Source organism: Amycolatopsis heterodermiae (genome assembly GCF_034929455.1).
GTDB classification, from domain to species: Bacteria; Actinomycetota; Actinomycetes; order Mycobacteriales; family Pseudonocardiaceae; genus Amycolatopsis; species Amycolatopsis heterodermiae.
The window spans coordinates 1689198-1710893 of sequence record NZ_JAYFSI010000001.1; the positions used below are offsets into that span (position 1 = coordinate 1689198).

Here is a 21696-nt window from a genome sequence, read left to right on the forward strand (position 1 = left end):
CGTCTCATCCTCCGTCAAGAATAAATCCTAAATTAAGATTTCACGCGCTATGCTCTGCTCGATGAACACCGAAGTCGTCACTCTCGGCGAGGCGATGCGGCTGCTGCTCGCCGAGCCCGGCGTCGCCCTGCGACGTGCGCACACCTTCACCTCGTCGGTCGCCGGCGCCGAGACGAACGTCGCGGTCGGCCTGGCCCGGCTCGGGCACGGCGTCCGCTGGCTGAGCCGCGTCGGCGACGATCCGTCCGGCGCCCACGTGCTCGCGACGCTGCGCGCGGACGGCGTCGACGTCTCACGCGTCGAAGTCGATCCTCAGCGCTTCACGGGCTTCTTGATCCGGGACGCCGAGACCGTCGAGTACCACCGAAGCGGCTCCGCCGCTTCGGCCCTCTCGGCCGCGTACGTGCGCGAAGCAGGTCTCGACGGTGCTCGGCTCGTACACGTCTCCGGCATCACGGCGATGCTCTCGCCTGACGCGCGCGAAGCCGTCGAAGCACTCTTCGCGCTTGCCCGCGCTTCGGGCGCTTGGGTGTCCTTCGACCCGAACGTCCGGCTGAAGCTCGGCCGCCCGGAGCGCTGGCGCGAGACCGTCGGGCCGCTGCTGACCAGGGCGGACCTCGTCTTCGCCGGTGAGGACGAGCTCGAGCTGCTGGGGCAGTCGCCGGAAGCACTGCTCGCGGGCCGGGCGCAGACGGTGGTTGTCAAGCAGCGGGACAAGATCGCGCGGGCCGTCACGGCGGAGGGCTCGTGGAAGCAGGAAAGCCTGGTCACGCGGGTCGTCGACCCGGTCGGAGCGGGTGACGCGCTGACGTCGGGTTACCTGTCGGCGTGGCTTCGGGGCGCTTCGCCGGCCGAAGCGCTGCGCGCGGGCGCGGCCTGCGCGGCCCGGGTCGTCGGCACGCGGACCGACCTCGAAGGCCTGCCGGACCAGAGAGAACTGGCACTGATCAGTACGGAGGTGGACCGATGACCTACCGCTGGGAGATCACGGCGGACGCGCTGCGCCAGGGCGTCGTCGGGATCGTGCGGACGCACGACGCGGAATCCGCGGTTGCGGCGGCCCGCGCGGCGCTCGAAGGCGGGCTGCGCTCGATCGAGCTGCCCCTGACCAACCCGGGTGCGCTGGACGCGATCTCGGGGCTGTCCGCGGCGTACCCGGACGCGACGATCGGCGCCGGCACGGTGCTCGACGAGGCGTCGGCGGTACTGGCGATCCGCGCGGGTGCGCGGTTCCTGGTGTCGCCGTCGGTGGACGCCGGGGTGATCCGCACGGCTCACCGGTACGGCGTCGCGGCGTTCCCGGGCGCGGGCTCGGTGACGGAGATCGTGCGGGCGCTGGAGGAAGGCGCGGACGCGGTGAAGGTGTTCCCGGCGTCAGCGCTGGCGCCGTCGTGGATCTCGGACGTGCGGGCGGCGCTGCCGCAGGCGCCGCTGGTACCCACCGGCGGCATCGGCCCGGACGACGTGCCAGGCTGGCTGGCGGCGGGCGCGGTGGCCTGCGGGGTCGGCTCGGCGCTGACCCGCGGCACCACCGAGGAGATCTCCGCTCGCGTCGAGACGCTGTTGAGGAGCGCGCATGGCTGAGCTGGTCTTCGTCGGGTGCTACACCGGCGACGCGGGGAACGGCACCGGGATCACGACGTTCTCGCGATCGTCTTCCGGCGACTTGACCGAGGTCGCTTCGCTGCCGATGGAGTCGCCGTCGTGGTTGACCCGGCACCCGTCGCTCCCGGTGATCTACGCGGCGAACGAGACCTCTTCGGGTGAGGTGACGGCGCTTTCCGTCTCTCCGTCCGGGGCCCTTTCGGTGCTGGGCACGTTGGAGACGGGTGGCGCGCACCCGTGTCACCTGGCGGTGACCCCGGACGGCCGGTTCCTGCTGTGCGCCAACTACACCGGCGGCAGCCTGGCGGTGTTCTCCCTGTCCCCCTCGGGCGCCCTGGTCTCTCGGACGGCCTTGGTCCAGCACACCGGCAGCGGCCCGTCCGCGGACCGGCAGGAGGCCGCGCACGTCCACATGGCGGTGCCCGGCGACGGCATCGTGAGCGCGGTCGACCTCGGCACGGACGAGATCCGCAGCTACACGCTGTCGTCCGACGGTTCCCTGGACTTGCTCGCGGTGTCTTCCCTGCCGCCGGGCACGGGTCCGCGCCAGCTGGTCCGGCGGCCCGGCACCGACCTGGCGTACGTGGTGGGCGAGCTGGCCGGAACGGTGGTGACGGTCCGCGAGACGTCGCCGGGCGCTTTCGACGTGGTGTCTTCCACCGCCTCGACGCTGTCGTCGGTGACGCCGAACCTGGTGGCCCACCTGGAGCTGGCGGGCTCGCGGATGTACGTGTCGAACCGCGGCCCGGACTGCGTGACGGAGTTCGCCCTCGACGACGGCTTGGCGGTCGCCGACCAGCCCTGCGGCGCGAACCCGCGCCACTTCGCCCTGGTGGACGGCACTTGCTACGTGGCGGCCCAGTCGGACGACGCGATCACGGCGTTCACGCTGACGGCGTCGGGTGAGTCGAAGCTGCGCCGCTATCCGACCGGGTCGCCGACGTTCGTGCTGCCGGTTTCACTTCCCTGAGGTTAGTCCAGTATCGCCCTAATCCTGCATCCTCGCGATAACTCCAGATAAGCTTGAATCGGCACAAAGCTGCAGGTCAAATAGTAAATCGGGACTTCCGAGCTCTGTCGCCTCGGCGTTGCTTTTTCGGCCCACGCGCGGTATGAAGCGAAGCGGGCCCCGAAGGTTGTGCCCTCGCCTGATCTTTCAGGTGAGGAAGGTGTGCGATGCGGGAGTGGCTCATCGCGGCGGCGGCCGGCTACGTGTTGCTGCTGATCTCGTTCGTCGTCGTGGTCGCCGTGCTCGACCGCAACCATCGCCGAGCCGACCGAGCCGTGCGCGTCCTGCGGATGCTGCTGATCGGCGCTACCCCGGGTGTTGCCGGCATGCTCCTGAAGCTTCACCAAGCCGGTCTGCTGTGACCACAAGCCAGCCTGGTCATCTACCGCAGCTCTCGGCGGAGAATCACCACGTCGGCGTCGTGGTCTGCGGTCCAGTCGAACGGGAGGCCCGCGTGCTTCAAGTGCGCTCCCGAGTAGTGGTTTCCCGCTGAGTCCACATAGGACGCTTCCGAGACCACGTCCAGCCGGACTCGGGAGGAACGGCCTGGGACCAGCGGTGCGCCGGTCAGGGTGCCCGTGTTCCACGCCAGGACGACCACTGTGTTGCCGTCCTCGGAGGTGTATTGCTTGGCCGCTGTGGGTTCAGTGGGGCCGTGAATGACCTGGGCGACGCCGTGGTGGATCACTGGGCGGATCGACTTGTAGAGAGCGACCAGCGAAGCCGCTTCCGTGTGCTGAGCGGACGTCCAGCGCGACAGGTCTGCGCCGATGCCCAGCACCCCGGCCATCGCCGTCACGAAGCGGAAGCGCAGGGACCTGGGGCGTGGGTCGAAGACGCCCTGGGCGTCCGTCACCCAGGAGCTCATCAGGTGCGGTGCGTGCATCAGCAGGAAGCCGTCCTGGATGGCCAGGCGGTCCAGCGGACCGGTGTTGTCGCTCGGCCAGACGACGTCCGTGCGCGCGACCGTGGCCAGGTCCGTGCGGCCGCCGCCGCCCGCGCACGCTTCGATCGTCACGTGGGGGTGCTGCGCGCGCAGGTGGTCCAGCACCGCGAGGTAGCCCGCGACGTGCTCCGCGTCGAGGTCCGCGAAAGGGGCACCGGGGCGGCCGCGTTCCGTGGGCGGGCGGTTCATGTCCCACTTCAGGTACGAGATCGGGTACGCCGCCAGCAGTGCGTCCAAAGTGGACTTCACGAAGGAGACCACTTCAGGGCGTCCCAGGTCCAGCAGCAGCTGGTTGCGGATCAAGGTCAACGGGCGGCCGTCGATGCGGTAGACCCAGTCCGGGTGCTCAGCGTACAACCGCGACTTCGGGCTGACCGCCTCCGGCTCCACCCACAGGCCGAACTCCAGGCCCAGCTCACGCACGCTGTCCACGAAATCGCCGAAGGAAGACTCCGCGGGCGTCCAGTCACCCAGGCCGCCGGTGTCGTCGTCGCGGCCGGTGAACCAGCCATCGTCCACCACGAACAGCTCGACGCCGAGGTCGGCCGCGCGCTTGGCCAGATCCAGCTGGTGCGTGCTCCGGACGTCGAAGCCCGTGGCTTCCCAGGAGTTGTAGAGCACCGGACGCGGGCGTCGCCATCGCGAGCCGGCCAGCACGCGGTCGTAGTCGTGCCACACCGAAGCCAGCCCCGAGAGACCGTCCACACTGGACGCCAAGGCCACCGCGGGAGTCGTCAGGGAGGCACCGGGCTCCAGGAGGACCGGACCCGGAGACGGCAGCCGCCCGGCTCGGATGCGCGTCAGGCCGGACGGCTCCACATCCGCGGAGATCTCCCAGGATCCCGGCCACTCCAACGAGACGCCGTAAGCGGGACCGCCGACAGCGTCCTGCACCGCAAGCCACGGCACATGGGCGTGCCCCGGGACGCCGAACCGGCTCTCCATCCGGAACCCGCCCGCGGGCAGCACCACCGACTGCCGCGTGAACTCCTGCGACCACTGCCCGGTCAGGTAGGTCAGCCGGGCGCCACCGACCGTCGGGACGCACACGCCCGCCGAACCCAGCCGGTCGAACTCCAGCGTCGACGAACCGTCGTTCGAGAACTCGGCCCACCGCGTCAGGACGTCGGTGCCGGGCACCGGCCGGTAGCAGAGCACCGCCCGCAACCCGGTGAGTTCGTCCACAAAGGTCAACCGCAGATCCGCATCCGAAGAAGCAGAGTCGAACCGCCACCACGAACCGCCCCGGACGGCGACGTCCGCGCCGAAGAACGGGCGCAGGCCCAGCGGCGCGTACTCCACCGGCGCCGCGTCGGCCTCGGTGATGAAATGGACGTCTCCCGCGTTCGTGAAGACCGACGGCCCATCCTCGACGCCGTGCGGCCCCCAGGCCACCAGCTCGGCCCATCGGGAAGACGGATCCAGCGCCACGGTGTACGACGTGGTCGCGAGCGGCACGGTCCACGTCACTTGATCGCTCCGATCGCGAGGCCCGAGATGAAGTGCTTCTGGAACCGCAGGAACACCGCGACCGTCGGCACGGCCGCGATGACCGAGCCCGCCGCGATCACGTTCCAGTTGGACACGTACTGCCCCTGCAGGCCGAGCAGCGCCGGCGTCACCGGCATCACCGTGCCGGTGCGCAGCACGGTGATCGACCACAGCAGGTCGTTGAACGTCCAGGTGAACGCCAGCGCGCCGAGCGCGGCCAGCGCCGGGCGGGTCATCGGCAGGATGATCCGCACGAAGATCTGCACGACACCGGCGCCGTCGATCAGCGCCGCCTGCTGGATCTCGTCCGGGATCGACCGCATGAACCCCTGCAGCACGAACGTGTAGAACCCGAGGCCGAACCCGACCTGTACGATGATCAGCGCGGTCAGCGTGTCGTAGATCCCCAGCAGCTCCGACAGCTTCGCCACCGGCACCAGCAGGATCTGCGGCGGCAGCAGGTTTCCCGACAGCATCACCAGGATGATCGTGCGCCGCAACGGGATCCGGTACCGGCTGAGCGCGAACGCCGCCGCCGCGCTGAGCAGCAGCGACAGCAGCACCGTCGGGATCGTGACGATCAGGCTGTTGACCATCGCGTGCCCGCCGCCGCCCTCGCCCCACGCCTGGCCGAAGCCGTCGAGGGAGAACGACGCGGGCAACGCGCCGAGTCCGTTCGACGCGATGTCCGAGAACGTCCGGACGCTGGTCGTCAGCACCAGCGCGATCGGCAGCAGCCACAGCACCGAGAGGCCACCCGCGAGCAGGTGGAACCCGGCCGTCCGCGTCCTCCTCACGAGTCCTCCCGGAAAGCGCGCACGAGGTACGTCACGATCACGCCGAACGCCAGCACGAAGATCACGACGGCCAGCGCCGACGCGTACCCGAGCCGCAGCGACTGGAACGCCGTGGCGTACATGTACGTGCTGAGCAGCTCGGACGAGTGGTACGGCCCGCCCTTGGTCATCGACCAGACGACGTCGAACGACCGCAGCGAGTCGATGATGATCACCGACAGGACCACGGAGTTGACGCTGCGCAGCTGCGGCCAGGTGACGTTGCGGAACTGCTGCCACGCTGTGGCACCGTCCAGTTTGGCCGCTTCGTACAGCGCCGGGTCGATGCCCTTGAGCCCGGCCAGGTACAGCACCATGACGTACCCGAGCTGCCGCCACAGCGCCGGGACGAGCACCGCGTACAGCGCGGTCTTCGGGTCGGCGAGCCAGGCGTGCTGCCAGCTGCCGAGCCCGATCGCGCCGAGAACCTTGTTGAACACGCCGTCCGGCTGGTAGATCACCTGCCAGATCAGCGACGTCGCGACCAGCGAGAACACCACCGGCGTGAACAACGCGGCACGGTAGAAGCCGACGCCCTTGCGTTCGCGTTGCAACAGCGTGGCCAGCGCGAGCCCGCCGACGGCCGAGAGGCCGCCGAAGAGCACGATCCAGATCACCGTGTCGAACGCGGCGGTGCCGAAGATGTCGTCGGAGAACATTTCGGCGAAGTTCCCGAGGCCGACGAACTCGGGCGCCGAGACGCCGTCCCAGTTCGTCAGCGACAGGTAGAACCCCTGCAACGCCGGCCAGAACACCCAGAACCCCTCGACCACGAGGGGCACCAGGACGAACGCCAGCAGCACGGGTGAGATCCGGCGACGACGTTTCGGCGCCCGCGCGGCCGTCTTGGGTCGTTCCGCGGTCAGCACCGCCATCTCAGGACTGCCAGACCTTCTGCGCGGCGGTCTGCCAGTCGGCCAGGATCGAGTCGAGCTCGTTCGGCTTCTGGATGAACCGGATCAGCGCCGCGTCGGCCGTCGGCTGCAGCGCGTCGGAGGAGTCGCGGTTGAAGAACTGCGTGATCTCCTTGGCGTCGGTGAGCAGCTTCCGTCCCTTTTGGACCAGCGGCGTGCCGTTGTCCTTCGCGTCCGGGTTGGTCGGCAGGACCGTGCCGGAGGAGTTCTTGATGTAGAGCTCCTGCGCCTCGGCCGTCGCGACGTACTTGAACCACTCCTTGACCTCGGCGACGTGCGGGGTGCGCGCGCTGGCGAAGAAGCCGTCGGTCGGGCCCTCCTCGGCGACCGGCACGGCCGGGTCGAGGATCGGGAACTGGAAGAAGTCGAGGTCGTCCAGGGCGTCCTTCGGGGCGGCGTCGGCGAAGAACGTGCCGGTCAGGATCATCCCGGTACGGCCCTGGAGCAGCACGGTCGTGGCGTCCTGGAACGCGATCGCGGTGCCGTTCGGGTCGGTGTAGGGCAGCGCCTGGCGCCACGGGTCGAAGATCTTCTTGACGCGCGGGTCGTCGAAGCGCTGCTTGCCGGCCAGCAGCTCGCGGTGGAACGGCGCGCCGTTGATCCGGATGTTCAGGTAGTCGAACCAGGCCGACGCGGTCCACGGCGTGGTGCCGCCCGCGCCCATGCCGATCGGCGCGATGCCCTTGCCCTTCAGGGTTTCGCACAGGGCGAGGAACTCGCTCCAGTTCGTCGGCGGCCGCACGCCCCACTTCGCGAAGTTCGACTTGCGGTAGAAGAAGCCCCACCAGTAGTAGGACGTCGGGACGAAGACCTGGTGCCCGGCGCCGTCGCCGGAGAGGGTGCGGAAGGCCGCGCTGTAGTTGCCCATGGTCTGCCAGACGTCGCCGACGTCGAGCAGCAGGCCCTTGCGCGCGTACCCGGACAGCAGCGAACCCGGGTACCACGTGAAGGTGTCCGGCGGGTTGGCCGCGGTGAGGTAGCTGGGCAGCTGGGTGCGGAAGGTCTCGGACGCGACGGTGTTGACCGTCGCCTTCGTGCCGCCCTTCGCGCTGAACGCGTTGGCCAGCGCCTCGATCGCCTTCTTCGCCTCGGGCGAGGAGAGGTTCGACTGGACGGTGACCGCGCCGGCGGCCTGCTTGACCGGGCCGTTGGACGCGGAAGTGGCGCAGGCGGCCAAAAAGCTGCCGGACCCGATCGCGCCCAGGCCGGCCAAGCTCGCGTTGCGCAGGAAACGACGGCGGGACAGGCCTGCACTCGTCATGTCGTGACCCCTTTGTCATGTGCACTGGCGTGACTGCTGCCAAAGAGTGCAACCGGGCGACGTCGCTGTCAAGATGTATTCATAATTTATGACGACTTAGTGGACGGCGTAGGATGCTCGCAGCACGACCGCCGCCAGCTGAGAGGGCCCTCCATTGACCGAACACCGGCCACGCGGGCTGCACGGCCAGACCGTGGAGGCACTGGCCAGCCGGATCCTCTCCGACGAGTGGGGCGAGGGCACCGTCCTCGACCTGCCGGCGCTGCGCGAAGAGCTCGACATCAGCCTCACGGCCCTGCGTGAGGCCCTGAAAGTGCTGGCCGCCAAGGGAATGATCGACGCGCGGCAGAAGCGCGGCACGTTCGTCCAGCCGCGCGAGAAGTGGAACATGCTCGACGCCGACGTCATGCGCTGGCAGACCGCGGCCGCCGACGACCCGGGCCTGCTCGACGAGCTGACGGAGGTCCGCACGGTCGTCGAACCCGCGGCGGCGCGCATCGCCGCCGAACGGGCGTCGGACGAGGACCTGGACTCACTGCGCGAGGCGCTGTCCGACATGGCCGCGGCGACCGACGCCGAGGCCAGCGTCCAGGCCGACCTGGCCTTCCACCGGCGGCTGATGGCCGCCACCCACAACAACTTCCTGATGCGGATGGAGCGCGTGATCGCGATCGGGCTGGCCGAGCGCGACAAGCTCGTGCACGGCGCTTCGGCGGCGGAGGACCCGGTGCCGTCCCACCGGAAGGTACTGGACGCGATCATCGCCCAGGACCCCGTCGCGGCCGAGCAGGCGATGCTGGCGCTGGTCACCAAGTCCCGTGACGACCTGGCGAAGGCTCAGCGCAAGAAGCCGTGAGCGGTCACGAGCCGTCGAGGGCGGCCTGGAGCATCCGGGCCGCCGCGGCGCGCGGCGCCGGGTCGACGGCGATCAGCGCGTTGACGACCGCACCGTCGACCAGCGCGACCAGCTTCTCCAGCTCGGCCTCGGTCACCGGGGTGCCCGAGCGCGCGAAGATCTCCGTCAGCAGCTCGTTGAGCTGGACGGACAGCGTCCGCATGAGCGGGCGCAGGTACGGGCGGCGGCCGGTGGCGACCAGGCGCTCGTAACGCAGGAGCACCGCCTCGGCGTCCGCTTCCTCGTCGCCGCTCTCCGGGCCGAGCAGCATGTCGAGGACCAGCTCCACCATCGCCTGGACCCCGCGGTTGCGGGTCGCGAGCTCCTCCAGCCGGCGGCGGCCGGTCGCCAGCTCGGCGTTGCCGTGGTGCTCGACGGCCGCGGCCACCAGGTCTTCCAGCGAGTCGAAGTAGTACGTCGTGGACGCGAGCGGCAGCTCGGCCCGCTCGGCGACCGCGCGGTGCCGCACGGCGTCGAAGCCGCCCTCGACGAGCAGCTTCGCGGCGGCTTCGACGAGCGCGGCGCGCCGTCGTTCCCCCTTGGGCGTGGCCGCAGCGGTCATGACCGTTGATTCTGCCAACCGGGTCCGGCCCGGCTCAGAAGCGGGGCGCGAGTTCGCGCGCGAACCGGTCGACGTCACCCGCGTAGGGGGCCGCGTTCTCCGCGCCGGGGACGCTCACCAGCACAAGCGTGCCACCGGAGGTCGTGGCCACCTGGGCCGTCACCGTGCCGGCCGGCTGGGACTTGAAGGCCACCGGGATGCCCTTCGGGTACACCGCCGCGGCGACCTCGCCGCCCGGAACCGGGAACCCCGCGGACCGCGACGCCGTCGTACAGGCGCTGCCCGGGGACGCCTGGGCCGCGGCGACGTGGCCGGGGAGCTCGCCAGCGAGGGCGATGGCGAGCTCCCCGTCCACCTGTTCGCACCCGGAGGCGCCTTCGGCCAGCTGGCCGGTCTTCCCGTCCCCGCTGCCCCCCTGCTGGGGCGGCGTGGAGGAGAAGTTCGGTGACTCCCCGCCGACTTGAGGACGTGCCGGGCCGAGGCCGGGTTGCCCGGACTGCGCCGACACGGCGGCGTTGTCCTTCGCCGAGGTCAACCCGGGAGTACCCCCGGAGAGCAGTCCGTAAGCTCCGAAGCCGACGACCACCAGGGCCGCCGCGCTGACGCCGGCGGTGATCCGGTTCCGGCGCCGCAGGGTCTGGCGGCGGGACTCGCGGACGACGTCCTCCTGCGTGAAGCCCGCCGACGGCTCGTCTCCGGGCGCGGCGGAGAACAGCGAACGCAGCTCCTGCTCATCCATTGGTCTCCACCTCCCGTTCCAGTACCTGCCTGAGGTTCGCCAGCCCGCGGGCGGTCTGGCTCTTCACGTTGCCTTCGCTGCAGCCCAGCGCCTGCGCCGCGCCGGTCACGTCCAGTCCTTCGAAGAACCGCATGACCAGCACCGCCCGCTGCTTGGGCGGCACTTCCTTCAACGCCGCGAGCAGGTCTTCCCTGGTCGCCACGAGGTCGTCGAGGCCGGGGCCGTCGTCGGCCCGTTCCGGCAGCGTCTCGGTCTGCCATTCGCGCCGCCACGGACGCCGCGATTCGTCGATCGACGCGCGCACGAGCGTCTTGCGCACGTACGCGTCGGTCGCCGCGCGATCCCTGATCTTCTTCCACCTCCGGTGCAGCGCGACGAACGCCGTCTGCGCGAGGTCGTCCGCCCGGTGCCAGTCACCGCAGAGCATGTACGCGGTCCGGCGCACGGCGTCCCGCCTGGCGGCGAAGTACTCCGCGAACTCCTGCTCGTCGCGCTGATCCACGCGCTGTCGTGCTCCGCTCTGTCGTCGTCGGTGGGTAGGACGGAATCAGGGGCGTCCACGGTTGCACGGACCACCCGGGTTCGACCACCCGAGGGCTCATTGATCCCCGTCCGGTCGGTGTGATGTGATCACTCCGTGACCTTCACGCTGCCGCCGCTGGACTTCCGTTCCGACACCGTCACCCAACCGGACGACACGATGCGCGCGGCGATGGCCTCCGCCGAAGTCGGGGACAACGTGCTGGAGCACGACCCGACGATCGCGGCGCTGGAGGAGCGGGCCGCGCACGTCCTGGGCATGCCGGCCGCCCTGTGGACGCCGAGCGGGACGATGGCCAACCTGATCGCGCTGAGCCTGCACCTGAGCCGCGGCGACCGGTTCCTCGCCACGCGCGGCGCGCACGTGCTGAGCAACGAGCTGGGCTCGGCCGCGTGGCTGGCCGGCGGCATGCCGGAGGCCCTGGAGCACGACGGCGGCCCGGGCCGCCCTTCGCCGGACGCCCTCAAGGCGGCGATCGGACAACCCGGGCCGTACTTCACATTACGGACATCTCTGCTCTGCCTCGAGAACACGCACAACGCGGCGGGCGGCGCGGTGACCCCGCCCGACGAGCACGCCCAGCTGCTGTCCGTCGCGAAGGACGCCGGGCTGACCGTGCACCTCGACGGCGCCCGGCTCTGGCAGGCCGCGGTGGCCCTCGAGGTGCCGCCGGCCGCGCTGACCGTCGGCGTCGACAGCGTGTCGGCCTGCTTCAGCAAGGGCCTCGGCGCGCCGGTCGGCTCGGTCGTGGCGGGCAGCAAGGAGTTCGTCGAACGGGCCCGCCGGATGCGGCAGATGCTCGGCGGCGGCGTCCGGCAGGGCGGCGTCCTCGCCGCGGCCTGCCTGGTGGCCCTGGACCGCGTCCCCGACCTGGCCGAGTCGCACGAGAACGCCCGGCGGCTGGCCGAAGGCCTGCGCGAGTACGGCTGGTCGGCGAACACGCCGGACACGAACATCGTGCTGGCCGAGGTGCCCGACGTGCCGACGGCGCTGGCCTGGCTCGACTCGCTGGGGATCCGCGCGGTGCCGATGGCGGGCAAGGTCCGGTTCGTCACGCACCGGGACCTGAGCACGGCCGACGTCGACGAAGCTCTGCACCGGATGGGGAAACGATGAACTGGATCGTCTTCGACTACGGCGACGTGCTCAGCAAGCCGAGCGCGGCCCGCCCGGAAATGGCCGCCAAGCTGGGCGTGCAACTGCCGGAGTTCGAGCGGGCCTACTGGGACCTGCGGATTCCGTACGACGCCGGCAGCACTCCGCTGGAGTACTGGCAGGCCGTCGGCGACACGCTGGACGCCCCGGTCGACGAGGCGCTCTCCGACGAGCTGACCCGGATCGACGTCGAGGGCTGGAGCCACCTCGAACCGTCGTCGAAGGACCTGCTCGAGGCGCTGGCCGAGGCGGGCGCTTCGCTGGCCCTGCTCTCGAACGCGCCGTCGGTGTTCGGCGAATGGGTCCGCGCCCAGGACTGGGCGCGGCTGTTCAAGGTGACGCTCTTCTCGGGCGACGTCCGGTGCGTCAAGCCGGACGCGAAGATCTTCGAGCTGCTGCTCGAACAGCTCGAGGCGAAGCCCGGCGACTGCCTGTTCTTCGACGACCGGCAGTCCAATGTGGACGGCGCGAACGCGGTCGGGCTCCAGGCCCGCCTGTGGAACGGCGCCGACGCGGCCCGGGCGTGGCTCGGCTGAGCCCCCGGGCCGCCGGCTCGCTCAGTAGCGGTTGATCTGCTTGGAGTCCTTCTTGCCGCTGATGGCGCGGTAGCCGGCCGCGCCCAGGAAGGCGATGCCGCCGATGATGGCGATCCACAGGACGGCCTTGAACACGAAGCCGATCACGGCGCCCAGCACCATGAACGCCACCCAGGCGACGATCAGGCCGCCGACGATCTTCCAGAACATGGCTTCCTCCGATGTGTTCCCGTGGCCCCTCCGGCCTGGTGACTCAAGCGTGCCACTTCGGCCGGTGAAACTCCCCTCGTCGGAGCAACGTTCAGGGATGAATCAGGGTTCCCCCTGGCCCAGCCAGGCCCCCAGGCGGCGGACGCCCTCGTCGATGTCGGCGGCGCTCCCGGCGAAGGAGAAGCGCACGTACTTGCCGCCGTCGACCGGGTCGAAGTCGATGCCCGGGGTGATGGCCAGGCCGGTGTCGGCGAGCAGCCGCTGGCACCAGCTCAGGCTGTCCTCGGTGTGGGCGCTGACGTCGGCGTAGGCGTAGAAGGCGCCGTCGGCGGGGGCGAGCTTGTCGAGGCCGATGCCCTTCAGGCCGGTGAAGAGCCGGTCGCGGTTGGCGCGGTAGTGCTCGACGTGCGCGTCGGCCTCGGCGTACGCCTCGGGCGTGAAGGCGGCGATCGCCGCGTACTGCGAGACGGCGGGCGGGCAGATGGTGAAGTTGCCGGTCAGGACGTCGACCGCGCGGTGCAGGCGCTGGGGCACGAGCATCCAGCCGAGCCGCCAGCCGGTCATCGCGAAGTACTTCGAGAAGCTGCCGAGCACCATCGGCTCGCGGCCGTACTGCCACGCGCAGTCGAGTTCGGCGCCGTAGGAGATGCCGTGGTAGATCTCGTCGCTGACCAGCTGGACGCCGTGTGACGCGCACCAGCCGGTGATCGCGGCCAGCTCCCCGGGCGGCAGCACGGTGCCGGTCGGGTTGCTGGGGCTGGCGACGATCAGGCCGTCGATCGGCCCGAGCTCGTCGAGCAGCGCGACGGTGGGCTGGAAGTTCGTGTCGGCGCCGGTCGCGAACTCGACGACCTCGCAGCCGAGCACGGACAGCAGGTTGCGGTAGGCCGGGTAGCCGGGCCGGGCCATCGCGACCCGGGCGCCGGGGTCGAACGCGCTGAGGAAGGCCAGCAGGAACCCACCAGACGACCCGGTCGTCATGACGACGTCCTGCGCGGTGACGTCGAGGCCGTACTTCCGCTGGTAGTGCCCCGCGACGGCGTCCCGCAACTCCGGGACGCCCAGCTGCTCGGTGTAGCCGAGGGTGTGGTTCTGGAGCGCTTTTTGGGCGGCTTCGAGGACGGGCTTCGGCGCGGGCGCGGACGGCTGCCCGGCGGCGAGCGACACGAGGTCACCGTGGCTGCGCTGCCGCGCGCCCGCCGCGGAAAGGACGTCCATGACGTGGAAGGGCGGCACACCGGCCCGCAGCGCGGGACCCGCCTCGAGGTCGGCCATGCGGCCAGGCTAGTTCTAGTACCCCTGGTAGGCACCGCCGTGGGCCATGGCCTTGATGCCGGGCACGTTCCCGAGGCCGCCGTAGCGGTCGATCGAGTACTTCACCCCGGCGATGATGTTGTCGACCGGGTTGTAGATGTTGTCGTGGCCGGGCAGCTTGTGCGCGTTGAACGTCGAGTCGATGCACTGCATGAGCCCCTTGGACGGGTGCCCCGCGGCCGCGTTCGAATCCCAGTTGTTGATCGCGTTCGGATTGCCGCCGGACTCGTGCTGGATGATCGCCCAGATGTTGGGGATGTCGGCGTCCGTCACCGGGACGCCCGCGGCCTGGAGGGCCTTGATGGCCTCCTGGATCCACTGCTGGACGTTGCCCGGGGGCGGTGAAGCAGGCGGGCCGCCGCTGGGCCCGAGGCCGCCACCGCCACCGCCGCCGCCTCCACCGCCACCGCCGCCGCCGCCGTGGGACGCGCCGTTGGAGTGGATGCCGCCGGTGCTCTTGGGGGCCGCGGCCGAGCTGGCCGGCAGCGGCACCTGGTCGTAACCGCCTTCGATCTGCTGGGACATCAGGGTCTGCGACGCCTTGATCGCGGTGTCGGCCTGGGTCTGCAGCCCGGCCACGTCACCGTCGTAGCCCGCGGTGATGGTGTGGATGTCGGTCTTCGCCGTGGCCAGGATCTCCGCGGCGGTGGGGCTCGGGCCGGGCTTGCCGTCCTCGACGGCCTTCTTGGCCGCGGCCAGCGCCGTGTTCATGGCGGACTCGGCCTGGGTGTTGCGGTCGTTGACGGCCTTTTCCGCGGCCAGCTGCTTGTCCTGGACGGTCTTCTTGATCTGCGCGAGGTTCTGCTGCAGGTCGTCGAGATCCTTGGCGACGTCCTCGAGGTGGGTCTGCACCTTGGTGCCGGCGTCGCGGACCTGGCGGACGTAGGTGAAGAACTGGTCCGCCGCCGGGCCGGCCCACACCTGCGCGTCGAGGGAGTCCGTGGAGGTCTTCAGCGAGGCGTTGTGGTCACCCGCGTTCTTTCCGGCGTCGCGGAACTGCGTCGCGGCGTCGGTGATTTTCTGCAGATTGACCTTTTCGACCTGATCGACCTTCTTCATGAAGGCGTCCCAATTGTCCGGTGTCCCGGCGCCGACCCCGTTCAATGCCACTCTCGTGCCCCCTGCTCAGTTCACTTGTCGACGTGCAGCTTCAGGTCGCTCGCCCCGACCTCGTCGGTTTCGGCGATCAGGCCGGCGGCCCTGCGCATGGCGAACCCCAGCGCCTCCATGTGCTTGCCCGCGGCGTCGAACTGGCTGTGCACGCCGTCCTTGAACTTGCCGACCGCGCCGTGCGCGTCGCCCTTGTCGTCCATTCCGCCGAAGGGGCTTTCCTTCTCGTGGTCCAAGCCGGTGACCTTCTGCTTGGACTTCTCGAACTCGTCCTTCAGCTTCTCCACCTGGCCGGCCGCGATGGCCATCGAGTCGGTGTCGTAGACAGGCACGGTTCGTCATCCCCTTCGGAAAACTGGTGTCCGCCCGATCAGACGTCGTCATGAGCAGGACGGTTCCCCGCATACTTTATGACTTCCCGCGCACTCTGCGTACCGATCTCCGCCAAGTTCCACCCGGCGGGGCCTCAGGCCTCCGCCATCAGCTCGCGGATCCGGGTCGCCAGCAGGACGTTGTCCGACGGCGTGACCGTCGCCCACTCGCGGCCGTCGCGGTCCTTGGCCACCTGGAACAGGTAGCGGCCCGCGTCCGTGTCGAAGAACGCCACGACGCGGGGACCGCGGTGGGCGATGCCGTCGCGGCTCGTGCGCTCGGCGCCGAACTGGCCGCGGGCCTCCTGGCCCAGCAGCATCCCGGACAGCTCCTGGGCCTGGAACAGCACCACGCCCTGATCCTCCAGCGCCGTGACCAGCGCCTTCGGGTCGCCCTTCGCCGCCGCGTCCGCCGCGCGCAGGGTGTCGTACGGGATGCTGACCGTCTGGCCGATGCCCGGGCCCAGATCGCCGGCCACCGAGACCGCCGCCTCCGGGAGGCCGTCCTCGGTCGCCGGGATCAGCCACACCTCGCCGCTGTCGACCACCGCCAGCACCGCCTGGCTGCGGACGCTGACCGCGCGGCCGCGGATCTCGCGTTCGGCCCACACCCACACGTCCACGCCGAACTGCGGGCGGGCCAGCAGGTGCAGCATGTCGGCCACCTCGCCGGCCACCCGGCGGTTGCGGGCCAGGCGCCGCTCCGCCAAGGACGTCCACGCCGCTTCGACCAGCTCGAGACGTTCCGTGCGGGTGGTTCCCGCGCTCGGCACGTCCAGCGCGACGTGCCGCCGGGGCAGTTCGAGCGACTCCCAGAGCACGTCGAACTCCAGCGCGGACAGCACGAGGCTGCCGTGGTCACGCGTCATGGTCACCGATCACGTCGGGCGAGACCATCCGCTGGTCCGCGAACAGGTCCTTGTCGTCGACGCCGAAGCGGCGGACGTGCTCGGCGTCCTCCTCCTGCGGGGCCGCCTTCGACAGGAACCTCGGGTCCTCGCCCTTCTGCTTCGCGCCGATCTGCTCCGACTTCCGCAGCGCGGCCGCCTCTTCCTCGGGCAGCTCGCCGACCGGCAGGGGCCGCACCGGGCCCTTCGACTGGCTCTGGCTGCGCTTCTCGCGGTCCTTGTCGCCGGCGAGCGCGCCACCGGCCGCGCCCGCGCCGACCGCCGCAGCGCCCGCTCCCAGGTCGCCCGGGGTCGCGCCCGGCTTCGCCGTGAGGCTGCGCTCGGCGGTGTACTGCCCGGGGGCGACCGGGGCCTGCGGGAGGGCGCCGACCGTGCGGCCCTTGGCCAGCACACCGTCCGCGCCGCGGTTCGCGCCGGCGGCCGAGCCTTCGAGCCCGGTCACGCCGGCGCCGGACGCGCCGCCGCCGCCGAGCCCCTTGATCGGCGACGTCGCCGTCGAGCCGGTGCCCGGGCCGCCGGGCAGCTGGCCGGGCGAGCCGGGGGCGCCGGGTACACCGGACGAGCCGGGGGCGCCGGGCGGGACGAAGGTGTTCGGGTCGCCGCCGCCACCGGGCAGGCCCGGGTTGAACCCGCCGGGACGGCCGGGCTCGCCGGACGGGCCGCGGCCCGGCGCGGTGACCCAGCCGGGACCGGGTGACGTCGGCGGCTTCGCGCCCGAAGGCGCCGTCGCGGAGCTGGGTGTGGTGCCCTGGCTCGCCGCCGCCGGGGCGGTCACGCCGGTCTGGCGCGGCGGCTGCGCCGGCGGCCGGGACGACGGCTGTTGCTGCACCGGGGTGCCGTAGACCGGGGTCGGCGGGTCGGCGTGGACGGTGTGCGACACCGGCTGCACCACCGGCGGGTCGACGTGCACCGACCGGACCTTGTCCGAGGCCGGCCGCACGCTGCCGTCCGGGGTCACCGCGACGGACGCGGCGGCGACGTCCAGCACCCCGGGGGTGACGCCGGGAGCGGCCAGCTTCAGCGACTCGGGGTCCGACAGCGACTGCGTCGACAGCAGGTTGGTCCCGCTGTCCTGCGCGTACTCGTTCAGGGCCTGCGTCGCCTGCGCCTTGGCGTCGTTCGCCGCCTCGACCTGACGCGCGTGGTCGGTCTCGAAGCCGATGAGGCTCAGCAGCACGCCGTCGGTGAGGCTGTAGCCGCCCGCGCCCTTCCGGACCGTTTCGGCGTCCGGGAGCTTGTACTTGGTGCGGTTGAACGCCTCGCCCTGCGCGAAGACCATCTCCGCCGCGTGCGCGACCTTCGTGGTGGCGTCCTGGGAGAACCCGGCCTGCTCGGTGAGCACCTGGCTGGCCGCGCCGCCCGCCTGGCTCTGCCACTCGACGCCGAGCTTGAGCAGCTGGGCCCGCAGGGTCTGGTCGGTGTGGGCGAGCGCCGTCGCCACGCCCTTCAGCGCGTCGACGGCGGTGCCGATGCTGCCGGTGCCGTCGCCGTTGATCATCCGCGTGATCTGGTCGGCGATCGCGGTGTTGGTCCAGCCGTCGAACCGGTGGTTCTGGATCCCGGCCGCGAGCTCGGAGAATTCCACGCGCCCTCCCTAGTTGCGTGACTTCAAGGACTGCAGCGCCAGGTCGGCGGCGTGCACCGACATCTCGCACAGCTGCGGCTGGGTGAGCTTGCCGCGGGTGATGGCGAAAGTCTGGACGGTCAGCGTCTGACCCTTCGCGACGCCGACGAGCGTCTCGCAGTCGGCCGGGTCGCCGGCCGCGCGGTAGTTCGTCAGCGCCGGGTAACCGCCGATGTTCTTCGGCTCGGTGGTCATGCTGTTCTTCTTGCGGGCGCCGGTGATCCACTGGTCGAGGTCCGCCGCCACGGCCCCCACGTGGTAGGAGTGCATCGGCTCGGCGCCGTCCGCGTCGAGGACGCAGACCGGCCCGTCCGGTTCCGGTGCCTCGCGGGGGACGCTGGTGATCTTCAAGGCGTCGAGCTGCACCTGAGGCAGCACGTCGCACAGGTCGACGTTCTGCAGCGGCAGTTCGGCCGGCCGTTGCGGCAGCTGGGCCGCCTTGGCGCTCTGCGACGCCGCGGTCGCGGCCGTCTCGACCGGGTAGGGGGTGCCTTCGGTGCCCGCCGAGCAGCCGGCGAGCGCCGCCGTCGCGAGCACGCCCCCGGTGATCCGCAAGGTCCGGTTACGCACCGTGCTTGCCGCGGTCACCGAACACCGCCGCCTTCTCGTCTTCGCTGACGTTGTAGTCCTTCGCGGCCTCACGCAGCTGCGACACCAGGCGCTTCAGGCCGGCGACGTACTCGCGGACCTGGCCGGCGTAGGAGCGGTCGCCGTCGGCGATCAGCGCGTTCCACGCGTCGATCGACTGGGTGCTGATCACGTCCGCGGACGGGGCGTCGATCCGCAGCAGGCCGAGGCGGGTCAGCAGCTGGTCTTCGAGGCCGTTGGCCTGCTCTTCGACGATCCGGGCGACGTCGAGGAGCTTGTCCGGGTGGACCAGGACGTCCGCGGCCGCCGGCGCCACCGGGACGGCCGTGCTGAGGTCGTACGAGGGTCCTGACAATGCTCTCCCCTGACGTGATACCGACGGTGACCGGCCGACTCCCGTTGAGGCTACCAACCAGGATGTAGCAGCGGCCTGAGTTTGGACGAAGTTCGTCGCCCGCCGGTTCCCCCGAGGCGTCAGATCACGCGTTCTGCTGCGCCACCGGGGCGCTGACCTCGCCGTTCGCCGCCTTGAGCGCGATGTCCGTGCGGTGGTGCGAGCCCGCGAGGTGCACCTTCTCCACGGTTTCGTACGCGTGCTTGCGCGCCGACTTGAGCGTCTTGCCGGTGCCGACGACCGAGAGGACCCGGCCGCCGGAGGAGACGACCGCGCCGTCGTCACGGCGGCGGGTGCCCGCGTGCAGCACGCCGTCGATCTCGCCGCCGGTGATGACGTCACCGGTGCGCGGCTTGCCGGGGTAGCCGTCGGCGGCGATCACGACGGTGACCGCGGCGCCGCCCGCCCACTCCAGCGGCGGGTGCTCGGCGAGCTTGCCGGTGGCGGTGGCCTGCATCAGCCCGGCGATCGGCGTGCGCAGCAGGGCCAGCACGACCTGGGTCTCCGGGTCGCCGAAGCGGCAGTTGAACTCGATGACCTGCGGGCCTTCGGAAGTCAGCGCGAGCCCGGCGTAGAGCAGGCCGGAGAACGACGCGTCGCGCGCGACCAGCTCGTCGGCGACCGGCTGGACGACCCGCTCCACCAGCTCGTCGACCAGGTTCTCGGGCGCCCAGGGCAGCGGGGCGTACGCGCCCATGCCGCCGGTGTTCGGGCCGGCGTCGTCGTCGCCGACGCGCTTGAAGTCCTGCGCCGGCAGCAGCGGCACGACGGTGTGGCCGTCCACGAAGCAGAAGAGCGACGCCTCCGGACCGTCCAAAAAGGACTCCAGGAGGACGGGGTGGCCGCCGTCGAGCAGCATGATGGCGTGCTTGCGCGCGACGTCGTAGTCGGTCGTGACGACGACGCCCTTGCCCGCGGCGAGACCGTCGTCCTTCACCACCCAGGTCGGGCCGAAGCGCGAGAGCGCGGCGTCGAGGCGGGCCGGGTTGTCGACCACCTCGCTGCGCGCGGTCGGCACGTTCGCCGCGGCCATGACGTCCTTCGCGAACGCCTTGGAGCCTTCGATGCGGGCCGCCGCGGCCGACGGGCCGAAGCAGGCGATGCCCGCCTTGCGGACGGCGTCGGCGACCCCGGCGACGAGCGGGACCTCGGGCCCGATCACCACCAGGTCGGCGTGCCAGCTCTTGGCCAGCGTCGCGACCGCTTCGGGATCGGCGGCGTCGACGCCGAGCTGCTCGGCCATCGCGGCCGTCCCGGCGTTGCCGGGCGCGCAGGCCATGGCGGTGACGGCGGGGTCGCCGGACGCCGCGAGGACGAGAGCGTGCTCACGGGCGCCGGAGCCGATTACCAGTACGCGCACGCCGCACAGCGTATCCGGACGGCTTCGCGCCGGACATTTCGCCGTCCCCGGAACGGGTGTCCACGTGCCGTTTACCGCCGCTTTCGCCCGGATACGCACTTCGGATGCTTGCGGCGGCGAGGGTGGCGCGGGTAGTCAGGGCACACCCTGTGAAAAGAGGTCACCAGATGAAGCGCAAACGTGTCGGCGTCCTGGCACTCGCCGGACTGGCGTTGCTGAGCGTCACCGGATTCGCGATCGGCTCGGCGAACGCGGCCGAGAGCGAGGGGTCCGCCGATGCGGCCGCGCACGGGCGGGGCCACGATGACCCGGTGATCATCGGACACCGCGGCGCGCCCGGGTACCGCCCGGAGCACACCCTCGCCTCGTACGAGCTCGCCTACCGGATGGGCGTGAGCTGGGTCGACGTCGACCTCGTCCCGACGAAGGACGGCCAGCTCGTCGCCCGGCACGAGCCGGAGATCGGCGGCACCACCGACGTCGCGAAGCACCCGGAGTTCGCGAACCGCAAGAAGACCCTGGTGATCGACGGCGTCTCGACGACCGGCTGGTTCACCCAGGACTTCACGCTGGCCGAGCTGAAGACGCTGCGCGCGGTCGAGCGGATCCCGGCCAACCGGCCGCACAACACGCTGTACAACGGCCGGTACCAGATCGCCTCCTTCCAGGAGGTGCTCGACCTGACCAAGCGGCTCGGCAAGGAACTGCACCGGACGCTGGGCACCTACCCCGAGGTCAAGCACTCGACGTTCTTCCAGTCGATCGGCAACCCGGTCGAGCCGAAGCTGGTTTCGGCCCTCAAGAAGAACGGCCTCGACCGCCCGGACGCGCCGGCGATCATCCAGTCGTTCGAGGTGTCGAACCTGATCGCGTTGCACAAGCAGGTGCGGACGCCGCTGCTGCAGCTGACGTCGGCGAGCGGCGCCCCGGCGGACTTCGTCGCGAGCGGCGACAAGCGGACGTACGCGGACCTCGTGACGGCGTCCGGGCTGCGTGAGGTCGCGAAGTACGCGAAGTACCTCGGGCCGGACAAGGCGCAGATCATCCCGCTGGACGCGGCCGGCAACCTGACCAAGCCGTCCTCGATCGTCGCGGACGCGCACAAGGCGGGCCTGAAGGTGCAGCCGTACACCTTCCGCAACGAGAACCCGTTCCTGCCGGCCAACCTGCGCTCCTCGGCGGAGCCGGACGCCTACGGTGACGTGTTCACCGAAGAGGCGGCGTTCCTCAAGGCGGGCGTCGACGGCTTCTTCGCCGACCAGGCCGACACCGCCCTCGAGTCGCTGCACGCGTTCCTGGGTCGCTAATCGCTTTGCCGTGAGGGGCA

The 21696-nt window shown here is 70.9% G+C and carries 24 protein-coding genes; 8 read left to right on the plus strand and 16 right to left on the minus strand.

Features of this window, described 5'->3' with window-relative positions; all coding sequences use genetic code 11:
* Window positions 1-61 precede the first annotated feature (61 nt).
* From VA596_RS08295 to VA596_RS08310, 4 genes are all read left to right on the plus strand, one after another.
* Complete coding sequence (locus tag VA596_RS08295; protein ID WP_323324729.1) at window positions 62-970, plus strand: sugar kinase; 909 nt, start codon at window positions 62-64, stop codon at window positions 968-970.
* On the plus strand, window positions 967-1584 hold the full coding sequence (locus VA596_RS08300; RefSeq protein WP_323324730.1) for a bifunctional 4-hydroxy-2-oxoglutarate aldolase/2-dehydro-3-deoxy-phosphogluconate aldolase: 618 nt from the start codon (window positions 967-969) through the stop codon (window positions 1582-1584). The genes VA596_RS08295 and VA596_RS08300 overlap by 4 nt, the downstream gene beginning before the upstream one ends.
* Window positions 1577-2575, plus strand: a complete 999-nt coding sequence (locus VA596_RS08305; protein ID WP_323324731.1) for a lactonase family protein — start codon at window positions 1577-1579, stop codon at window positions 2573-2575. Before VA596_RS08300 ends, VA596_RS08305 begins: the two co-directional genes overlap by 8 nt.
* A 206-nt stretch (window positions 2576-2781) precedes the next feature.
* The gene (locus tag VA596_RS08310; protein WP_323324732.1) at window positions 2782-2976 is read left to right on the plus strand and encodes a hypothetical protein; all 195 of its coding nucleotides are present in this window, start codon (window positions 2782-2784) and stop codon (window positions 2974-2976) included.
* Between the two features lie 20 nt (window positions 2977-2996).
* Here the strand turns inward: VA596_RS08310 and VA596_RS08315 are convergent, their stop codons facing one another.
* The 4 genes from VA596_RS08315 to VA596_RS08330 are packed head-to-tail and all read right to left on the minus strand — an operon-like array spanning window position 2997 to window position 8062.
* Window positions 2997-5030: an alpha-galactosidase gene (locus tag VA596_RS08315; RefSeq protein ID WP_323324733.1), complete on the minus strand. Its 2034-nt coding sequence runs from the start codon at window positions 5028-5030 to the stop codon at window positions 2997-2999.
* Complete coding sequence (locus VA596_RS08320; RefSeq protein WP_323324734.1) at window positions 5027-5848, minus strand: carbohydrate ABC transporter permease; 822 nt, start codon at window positions 5846-5848, stop codon at window positions 5027-5029. Before VA596_RS08320 ends, VA596_RS08315 begins: the two co-directional genes overlap by 4 nt.
* Window positions 5845-6762 (minus strand): carbohydrate ABC transporter permease, encoded by a 918-nt coding sequence (locus VA596_RS08325; protein ID WP_323324735.1) that lies wholly within the window; start codon window positions 6760-6762, stop codon window positions 5845-5847. The genes VA596_RS08320 and VA596_RS08325 overlap by 4 nt, the downstream gene beginning before the upstream one ends.
* Before the next feature lies 1 nt (window position 6763).
* Entirely contained in the window at window positions 6764-8062 is a 1299-nt protein-coding gene (locus VA596_RS08330) for an ABC transporter substrate-binding protein (RefSeq protein WP_323324736.1), read from the minus strand.
* A gap of 154 nt (window positions 8063-8216) precedes the next feature.
* Here VA596_RS08330 and VA596_RS08335 point away from each other — a divergent pair, with 154 nt between their 5' ends.
* Entirely contained in the window at window positions 8217-8918 is a 702-nt protein-coding gene (locus VA596_RS08335) for a FadR/GntR family transcriptional regulator (RefSeq protein ID WP_323324737.1), read from the plus strand.
* A 4-nt stretch (window positions 8919-8922) separates the two neighbouring features.
* Here VA596_RS08335 and VA596_RS08340 read toward each other — a convergent pair whose 3' ends face one another.
* The 3 genes from VA596_RS08340 to VA596_RS08350 are packed head-to-tail and all read right to left on the minus strand — an operon-like array spanning window position 8923 to window position 10760.
* On the minus strand, window positions 8923-9519 hold the full coding sequence (locus VA596_RS08340) for a TetR/AcrR family transcriptional regulator (protein WP_323324738.1): 597 nt from the start codon (window positions 9517-9519) through the stop codon (window positions 8923-8925).
* 34 nt (window positions 9520-9553) lie between these two features.
* Window positions 9554-10258: a hypothetical protein gene (locus VA596_RS08345; protein WP_323324739.1), complete on the minus strand. Its 705-nt coding sequence runs from the start codon at window positions 10256-10258 to the stop codon at window positions 9554-9556.
* On the minus strand, window positions 10251-10760 hold the full coding sequence (locus VA596_RS08350; RefSeq protein ID WP_323324740.1) for a SigE family RNA polymerase sigma factor: 510 nt from the start codon (window positions 10758-10760) through the stop codon (window positions 10251-10253). The genes VA596_RS08345 and VA596_RS08350 overlap by 8 nt, the downstream gene beginning before the upstream one ends.
* Window positions 10761-10895: 135 nt before the next feature.
* Here VA596_RS08350 and VA596_RS08355 point away from each other — a divergent pair, with 135 nt between their 5' ends.
* Together VA596_RS08355 and VA596_RS08360 are read left to right on the plus strand one after the other, a co-directional pair.
* Window positions 10896-11915, plus strand: coding sequence for a threonine aldolase family protein (locus tag VA596_RS08355; protein WP_323324741.1), 1020 nt, complete (start codon window positions 10896-10898; stop codon window positions 11913-11915).
* The gene (locus VA596_RS08360) at window positions 11912-12490 is read left to right on the plus strand and encodes an HAD family hydrolase (protein ID WP_323324742.1); all 579 of its coding nucleotides are present in this window, start codon (window positions 11912-11914) and stop codon (window positions 12488-12490) included. Before VA596_RS08355 ends, VA596_RS08360 begins: the two co-directional genes overlap by 4 nt.
* Window positions 12491-12511: 21 nt before the next feature.
* On the opposite strand, the gene VA596_RS08365 is transcribed toward VA596_RS08360, so the two are convergent.
* From VA596_RS08365 to purD, 9 genes are all read right to left on the minus strand, one after another.
* On the minus strand, window positions 12512-12700 hold the full coding sequence (locus VA596_RS08365) for a hypothetical protein (RefSeq protein ID WP_323324743.1): 189 nt from the start codon (window positions 12698-12700) through the stop codon (window positions 12512-12514).
* Window positions 12701-12802: 102 nt separating this feature from the next.
* A complete protein-coding gene (locus VA596_RS08370; RefSeq protein ID WP_323324744.1) occupies window positions 12803-13975 on the minus strand; it encodes a pyridoxal phosphate-dependent aminotransferase in 1173 nt (390 codons plus the stop codon).
* Window positions 13976-13990: 15 nt separating this feature from the next.
* The gene (locus VA596_RS08375; RefSeq protein WP_323324745.1) at window positions 13991-15073 is read right to left on the minus strand and encodes a transglycosylase SLT domain-containing protein; all 1083 of its coding nucleotides are present in this window, start codon (window positions 15071-15073) and stop codon (window positions 13991-13993) included.
* Between the two features lie 71 nt (window positions 15074-15144).
* Window positions 15145-15456 carry a hypothetical protein gene (locus tag VA596_RS08380; protein WP_323324746.1) on the minus strand — a complete coding sequence of 104 codons (312 nt, stop codon included), beginning with the start codon at window positions 15454-15456 and terminating at the stop codon, window positions 15145-15147.
* A gap of 134 nt (window positions 15457-15590) precedes the next feature.
* Complete coding sequence (locus tag VA596_RS08385; protein WP_323324747.1) at window positions 15591-16364, minus strand: ESX secretion-associated protein EspG; 774 nt, start codon at window positions 16362-16364, stop codon at window positions 15591-15593.
* On the minus strand, window positions 16354-17988 hold the full coding sequence (locus VA596_RS08390; RefSeq protein ID WP_323324748.1) for a hypothetical protein: 1635 nt from the start codon (window positions 17986-17988) through the stop codon (window positions 16354-16356). Before VA596_RS08390 ends, VA596_RS08385 begins: the two co-directional genes overlap by 11 nt.
* A gap of 9 nt (window positions 17989-17997) precedes the next feature.
* Window positions 17998-18564, minus strand: coding sequence for a DUF3558 domain-containing protein (locus VA596_RS08395; RefSeq protein ID WP_323325717.1), 567 nt, complete (start codon window positions 18562-18564; stop codon window positions 17998-18000).
* Between the two features lie 25 nt (window positions 18565-18589).
* A complete protein-coding gene (locus VA596_RS08400) occupies window positions 18590-18931 on the minus strand; it encodes a hypothetical protein (RefSeq protein ID WP_323325719.1) in 342 nt (113 codons plus the stop codon).
* A gap of 163 nt (window positions 18932-19094) precedes the next feature.
* Window positions 19095-20369 carry a phosphoribosylamine--glycine ligase gene (purD, locus tag VA596_RS08405; RefSeq protein ID WP_323324749.1) on the minus strand — a complete coding sequence of 425 codons (1275 nt, stop codon included), beginning with the start codon at window positions 20367-20369 and terminating at the stop codon, window positions 19095-19097.
* Between the two features lie 167 nt (window positions 20370-20536).
* Between purD and VA596_RS08410 the strand changes: the two genes are divergently transcribed.
* Window positions 20537-21676, plus strand: a complete 1140-nt coding sequence (locus tag VA596_RS08410; protein ID WP_323324750.1) for a glycerophosphodiester phosphodiesterase — start codon at window positions 20537-20539, stop codon at window positions 21674-21676.
* Window positions 21677-21696: the final 20 nt, after the last annotated feature.

Bases quoted from the DNA above. Each gene is read 5' to 3' on its own strand.
- VA596_RS08330 (WP_323324736.1), bottom strand. From the start codon at position 8,062: ATGACGAGTGCAGGCCTGTCCCGCCGTCGTTTCCTGCGCAACGCGAGC.
- VA596_RS08360 (WP_323324742.1), top strand. From the start codon at position 11,912: ATGAACTGGATCGTCTTCGACTACGGCGACGTGCTCAGCAAGCCGAGC.
- VA596_RS08385 (WP_323324747.1), bottom strand. From the start codon at position 16,364: ATGACGCGTGACCACGGCAGCCTCGTGCTGTCCGCGCTGGAGTTCGAC.
- VA596_RS08310 (WP_323324732.1), top strand. From the start codon at position 2,782: ATGCGGGAGTGGCTCATCGCGGCGGCGGCCGGCTACGTGTTGCTGCTG.
- VA596_RS08305 (WP_323324731.1), top strand. From the start codon at position 1,577: ATGGCTGAGCTGGTCTTCGTCGGGTGCTACACCGGCGACGCGGGGAAC.
- VA596_RS08370 (WP_323324744.1), bottom strand. From the start codon at position 13,975: ATGGCCGACCTCGAGGCGGGTCCCGCGCTGCGGGCCGGTGTGCCGCCC.
- VA596_RS08325 (WP_323324735.1), bottom strand. From the start codon at position 6,762: ATGGCGGTGCTGACCGCGGAACGACCCAAGACGGCCGCGCGGGCGCCG.
- VA596_RS08345 (WP_323324739.1), bottom strand. From the start codon at position 10,258: ATGGATGAGCAGGAGCTGCGTTCGCTGTTCTCCGCCGCGCCCGGAGAC.
- VA596_RS08295 (WP_323324729.1), top strand. From the start codon at position 62: ATGAACACCGAAGTCGTCACTCTCGGCGAGGCGATGCGGCTGCTGCTC.
- VA596_RS08300 (WP_323324730.1), top strand. From the start codon at position 967: ATGACCTACCGCTGGGAGATCACGGCGGACGCGCTGCGCCAGGGCGTC.
- VA596_RS08410 (WP_323324750.1), top strand. From the start codon at position 20,537: ATGAAGCGCAAACGTGTCGGCGTCCTGGCACTCGCCGGACTGGCGTTG.
- VA596_RS08365 (WP_323324743.1), bottom strand. From the start codon at position 12,700: ATGTTCTGGAAGATCGTCGGCGGCCTGATCGTCGCCTGGGTGGCGTTC.
- VA596_RS08340 (WP_323324738.1), bottom strand. From the start codon at position 9,519: ATGACCGCTGCGGCCACGCCCAAGGGGGAACGACGGCGCGCCGCGCTC.
- VA596_RS08375 (WP_323324745.1), bottom strand. From the start codon at position 15,073: ATGAAGAAGGTCGATCAGGTCGAAAAGGTCAATCTGCAGAAAATCACC.